At 73.7% G+C, this 4,612-nt stretch carries 5 protein-coding genes; all 5 read right to left on the reverse strand.

Translation table 11 applies throughout. From position 1 onward, the window contains the following. Window positions 1-178: 178 nt before the first annotated feature. Genes ACFE8Y_RS20845 through ACFE8Y_RS20865 form a run of 5 tightly spaced genes read right to left on the reverse strand, consistent with a single transcriptional unit; the run spans window position 179 to window position 4,322 of the window. On the reverse strand, window positions 179-838 hold the full coding sequence (locus tag ACFE8Y_RS20845) for an isochorismatase family protein (RefSeq protein ID WP_375466279.1): 660 nt from the start codon (window positions 836-838) through the stop codon (window positions 179-181). 38 nt (window positions 839-876) lie between these two features. Further along, a complete protein-coding gene (locus tag ACFE8Y_RS20850; RefSeq protein WP_375466280.1) occupies window positions 877-1,518 on the reverse strand; it encodes a phosphoribosyltransferase family protein in 642 nt (213 codons plus the stop codon). Next, window positions 1,515-2,198, reverse strand: coding sequence for an energy-coupling factor transporter transmembrane component T family protein (locus tag ACFE8Y_RS20855; RefSeq protein WP_375466281.1), 684 nt, complete (start codon window positions 2,196-2,198; stop codon window positions 1,515-1,517). The genes ACFE8Y_RS20850 and ACFE8Y_RS20855 overlap by 4 nt, the downstream gene beginning before the upstream one ends. Further along, complete coding sequence (locus ACFE8Y_RS20860; RefSeq protein WP_375466282.1) at window positions 2,195-3,736, reverse strand: ABC transporter ATP-binding protein; 1,542 nt, start codon at window positions 3,734-3,736, stop codon at window positions 2,195-2,197. The genes ACFE8Y_RS20855 and ACFE8Y_RS20860 overlap by 4 nt, the downstream gene beginning before the upstream one ends. A gap of 16 nt (window positions 3,737-3,752) precedes the next feature. Further along, window positions 3,753-4,322: an aminotriazole resistance protein gene (locus ACFE8Y_RS20865; RefSeq protein WP_375466283.1), complete on the reverse strand. Its 570-nt coding sequence runs from the start codon at window positions 4,320-4,322 to the stop codon at window positions 3,753-3,755. Window positions 4,323-4,612: the final 290 nt, after the last annotated feature.

Genomic DNA, 4,612 nt, shown 5'->3' on the forward strand with positions numbered 1-4,612 from the left:
CATCTCGGGCAAGCCCGAGATGTGTGGGGAGAGGGGGCCGCTCGGCGCTTCGCCAGATCCACGCAGTACCGGTCTAAGATGTGTGAATCCGCAAGCCTCTGCGGGGGAGGGTGGGGAGAGGGAAGGCCGCGCGGATGACGGGAAACGACGCCCCAGAACCTATCAACCGGAGATCGTATCACGCCGCGCCCGGCCGCTGATCCGCGTCGGCGATCCGTGCGAGGATGTCGGAGGTGGAGGTGACCTCGCCGAACTCGTAGGCGATCGTCGTCAGGCTGACGCGGTGGACCTCCTCGGCGCTGAGCGCGCCCCAGCCGAGGTCGGGATAGGGCATGGCCGCACAGGCGTCGGCGAGGGCAACGACCTTGTACTCGCGGTGGACGGCGTCGCGGATGGTGGTCTCGCAGCAGACGTTGGTCACCGTCCCGCAGACGACGATCGTGTCGACGTCCCGGGCCCGCAGGATCGTGTCGAGGTCGGTGTTGTGGAAGCCGCTGTAGAACAGCTTGTCGACGACGATGTCGCCCGGCCGCGGCGCGAGCGCCGGGACGACGTCGATGTCCGCGGCGTCGCGCGCGAGGATGGCGTCGACGTTCGGGTAGAGGTCGCGCATCCGGCCGGTGTCGCTGCCGTCGCCGCGCACGACGTGGCGCAGGTAGATGATCGGCAGGCTCAGTCTCCTGCCGGCCTCCACGAGGCGGGCGATCGGCGCCACGATGGCGGCGGTGGCCGGCACGTAGAGCGCGCCCAAGGGATCGCAGAACACGCCCTGCATGTCGACGACGACGATGGCGGTGCGGCGCGGGTCGATCGGCCAGCGGACGCGGGGCTTGATCATGGGGCCTCCGTGAGGGGAGTTGCGCGCCGAGGCGCCGGTCAGAGGGTCGCGGGGATCGGCCGCCACCCGCCGTCGCCCGGTTCGAACTGCGGGATGTGCGCGAGGCCGCGCACGAGGGCGGCGTCCGCGCCCAGCGTCGCGCGCCAGTCGTGCGCCTCCGTCAGGACGACGCCGAGGCCGACGACGTTCGCGCCGGCCTGCCGCGCGAGGGCGAGCGAGCCCTTGAGGCTGCCGCCGCTGGCCACGACATCGTCGACGACGACGGTGCGCCGGCCGGCGAGCAGCGGCACCGAGCGCCGGTCGAGGAGCAGCCGCTGCTCGCCCTGCGAGGTGATCGAGCGGATCGGCTGCACCAGGGCGTCGGCGAGGTGGAGCTTGGGCGACTTCTGCAGGACGACGTAGTCGTCGAGGCCGAGCGCCCGGCTCACCTCGATCGCGACGGGGATGCCGAGCGTCGCGGCGCCGACCACGATCTCCGGCTCCAGCGGCGCGAGCGTCTCGGCGAGCATCCGGCCGGCGTGGGCGCCGAAGCGCACGCCGAGGTCGATGATCATCATCAGCGCAATCGCGAAGTCGGGCTTGATCGCGACGATCGGCACGTCGACGCCGTGGCCGGCGACGTCGACGGGCCAGGTCTGATCGGTGAAGGGGTGGCCGGTGAGGGGTTCGTCCGGTGTCATGCGGGGGCTGCGTCCTTGGGCCGGTCTTCGAGGGTGTCTTCCACGAGGAGGCCGACCCGCCGCCACGTCGTGCGCTTCGTGCGCATGTCGTAGCCCGACAGCGTGAGCGAGACCGAGATCGCGTGCGCCATCCGCACGGCCTGGACCAGGAGCGGCACGCCGCGCGCCAGGGCGAAGCGTAGGCGCAGGGGGAGGGGCGCCGCGTCGATGTCGAGGCCGCGGGCGCGCTGAGCGTCGGCGATGTGCTCGAACTCGCGGCGCAGCATCGGCACGAGGCCGAACATCAGGGAGAGCACCAGCGTCGCGGTGGGCGGGAGCCGCGCCGCGCTCGCGGCGGCCATGATCGCGCCCGGCGTGCTGGTCTCGACCACGAAGAAGAAGGCGCCCGTCGTGGCCACGAGGCGGGCGGCCATGCGGCTCGCGGTCTCGGCGGCCGTGGCCACGGGCACGCCCTGAAGGCCGAGGTTCAGCAGCCACGAGGCGACGACGAGGACGGAGAGGATCGCCGCGCCCTTGAGGTAGCCCCCGAGCCCGGGCAGCCGCAGCGCCGCGAGGCCGAGCACGACGCCGGCCGCGATCCCTGCCGAGAGCCAAGCCCCGGGGACGAGCCACGCGGCCAGCATCACCAGGAAGGCCGCGGCGAGCTTGACGAAGAAATTCAGGCGCAGGAGCGTGCTCACGCGGCACGGTCCAGCCCGGCATAGGGCCGCGGCCAGCCCAGCCGCGCGAAGGCGCCCGAGCGCCAGCCCTCCGCAATCGGCCCGTCGAAGCCGAGGCGGCCCCGCTCCAGGATCATCAGGCGGTCCGACACGTCGTCGACGAGTTCGAGGTCGTGCGAGATCAGGATAGCGGCGCCGCCCGTCGCGCGCAGGCCCGTCAGGAAGCGCTCCAGCGCGGCGCGGCCGGCGGCGTCGCGGGCGAGCAGCGGCTCGTCCAGGATCGCGACGCGGCAGCCCGCGGCGTCGAGGCACGCGAGCCCGAGCAGGGCCTGCTCCCGGGCGGAGAGGGCGAACGGGTTGGCCTCCGCCTTCGCGGCCAGACCGTAGCGGTCGAGGGCCGCCCGGGCCCGCGTGCGGACCGCCGCGTCCTTCATCCCGCGCGCGTCGACGGCGATGGCGAAGGCGGCCTCGTCGATCGCGCTCAGGTGGAACAGCACGCGGCGCATGGTCTGCGGCAGGTAGCCGATCCGCCGCGCGCGCCGAGCCGGCGTCCAGGCGCCCGCGTCCTCGCCCTCGATCGCGATCCGGCCGGCGGCGCGCTGCGCGAGGCCCAGCACCGCCCGGAACAGGGTGGTCTTGCCGGCCCCGTTCGGGCCGACGAGGGCGGCGACCTCGCCGGCCCGCAGGGTGAAGCCGACATCGGCGAGCACCGGCGCTCCCGAGGCGCGACGCAGCCCGGCACGCTGACTTGAGACTTGCAGGCCCGAAACTTCGAGGAGGACCGGGCCCGGCGCGGGCGCGGCCCGGGCGGCCTTGCGCCGGCCGGGCGCCAGCACGCCCGCCTCCTCCCAGAGCCGCGTGCGGACCAGCGCGTCCCGCACCGGCAGGTCGCCTGTCAGCCGTCCGGCCCTGAGGAGCGCGAGGCGGTCCATCGCCGGCGCGAGCGCGGCGGCGTCCTGGTCGGCGGCGAGGATCGTCGGCGCGTCGGGGGCCGCGCGCAGGCCGCGCAGGACGGCGACGAGGCGCGCCCGCGCGTCGGGATCGAGCCCGGTCGTCGGCTCGTCGAGGACGAGGAGCCGCGGCGCGTGGGCCGTGGCGGCGGCGAGCGCCACCATGCGCCGCTCGCCGCCCGAGAGGTCCAGCACCATCCGCCCGCGGAGCGCGTCGAGGCCGAACAGGTCCAGGGTCCCGGCGATCCGGCGCCGGATCTCCGCGCGCTCCATCCGCCGGTTCTCCAGGGAGAAGGCGATGAGATCCTCGACGCCGAGGTTCCAGAGCTGGTCGTCGAGGTTCTGCAGGACGGGGCCGACGAGGGAAAACAGCTCCGCGGAGGGGATGCCGGCAAGCGCCCGCCCGCCGAGGCTCACGCGGCCCGCGAAGACGGCGGGCCTGACGAGGCGCGGGATCACGCCCGACGCGGCCGCGAGGAGCACCGACTTGCCCGACGCGCCGGCCCCGCACGCGAGCAGGGCCTCGCCGGGGGCGAGCGCGAGCGTCACGTCCGCGAGCGCCGGGTCCGCTCCCTCGAAGCCGACCGTCAGTCCCTCGATGCGGAGCAACGGCCGGCGCTCCGCCTCAGAAGCGGACGAAGCCGGCGGGATGGGCGCTCCGCAGTACCTTCAGCGCCGGCACGACGAGCAGCGGCGTCCCGATCAGCATCGGCACGATGTCGGACAGGCCGAGGTAGGTCACGCCCCACCAGAACGGGAAGATGCCGAGGTAGGCGAGGCTGGCCGCCACCGCGAGGACCATGACCAAGCCGACGCCGAGGCAGGTGCCGGCCACCTGCGCGAGGAAGACGCGATTCACGCTCCGCGTCGCGGGGTTGAACAGCAGGCCGGGCACCAAGCCCGTCAGCCCGACCATGAGGCCGTCGACGATCAGCGAATGCGCGGGGATGAACGTGCCGGCCAGCAGCGACCAGACGATCGTCCCGAGGTAGCCGCAGATCGCTCCGCTCTTCGGCCCGAGCAGGATGCCGACCAGGGGCGGCAGGAAGGCGAAGATCCGCCACTGGATGACGCCCGGCACCAACTGGATCGGGTTCGCGTAGGCCCAGAGCACCCCGGTCGCCGCCGCGGCCGCGAGCGACAGCACCAGGGGGAACAGCGCGTTGTCCGGCTCGATCGAGGCTGAGGTCTGCAAGGGACGTGGCTCCCGGCGGCCCCGCACGGGGCGCCATCGCGAACAGCAAAGGTCGTGCCATGAGCGCCGTCACGGAGCAGGTGCTGCCGTTCGTGGGCCCCGGGGCCCGACCTGCCGCCGCCGGAGGCAGGGCCGGGCTGGGCGCGGGAGGTCGACGATGCCATGGCCGCGCCGACCGGCTCCTGTGCGGCTCCAGCGCTCTCAATCAACGGTTGGTGCCCACCGTATGTCCGCCATGGGTGCACGCTGTGTGAAAACGGAAGCACCCTGTGAAATCGTAGAACGATCCT

It is taken from the genome of uncultured Methylobacterium sp. (assembly GCF_964242245.1).
Lineage (GTDB): Bacteria > Pseudomonadota > Alphaproteobacteria > Rhizobiales > Beijerinckiaceae > Methylobacterium.

What these genes read in the sequence shown, in the direction of transcription:
- ACFE8Y_RS20845 (WP_375466279.1), bottom strand. Translation starts at nt 838, where the DNA reads ATGATCAAGCCCCGCGTCCGCTGGCCGATCGACCCGCGCCGCACCGCC.
- ACFE8Y_RS20850 (WP_375466280.1), bottom strand. Translation starts at nt 1,518, where the DNA reads ATGACACCGGACGAACCCCTCACCGGCCACCCCTTCACCGATCAGACC.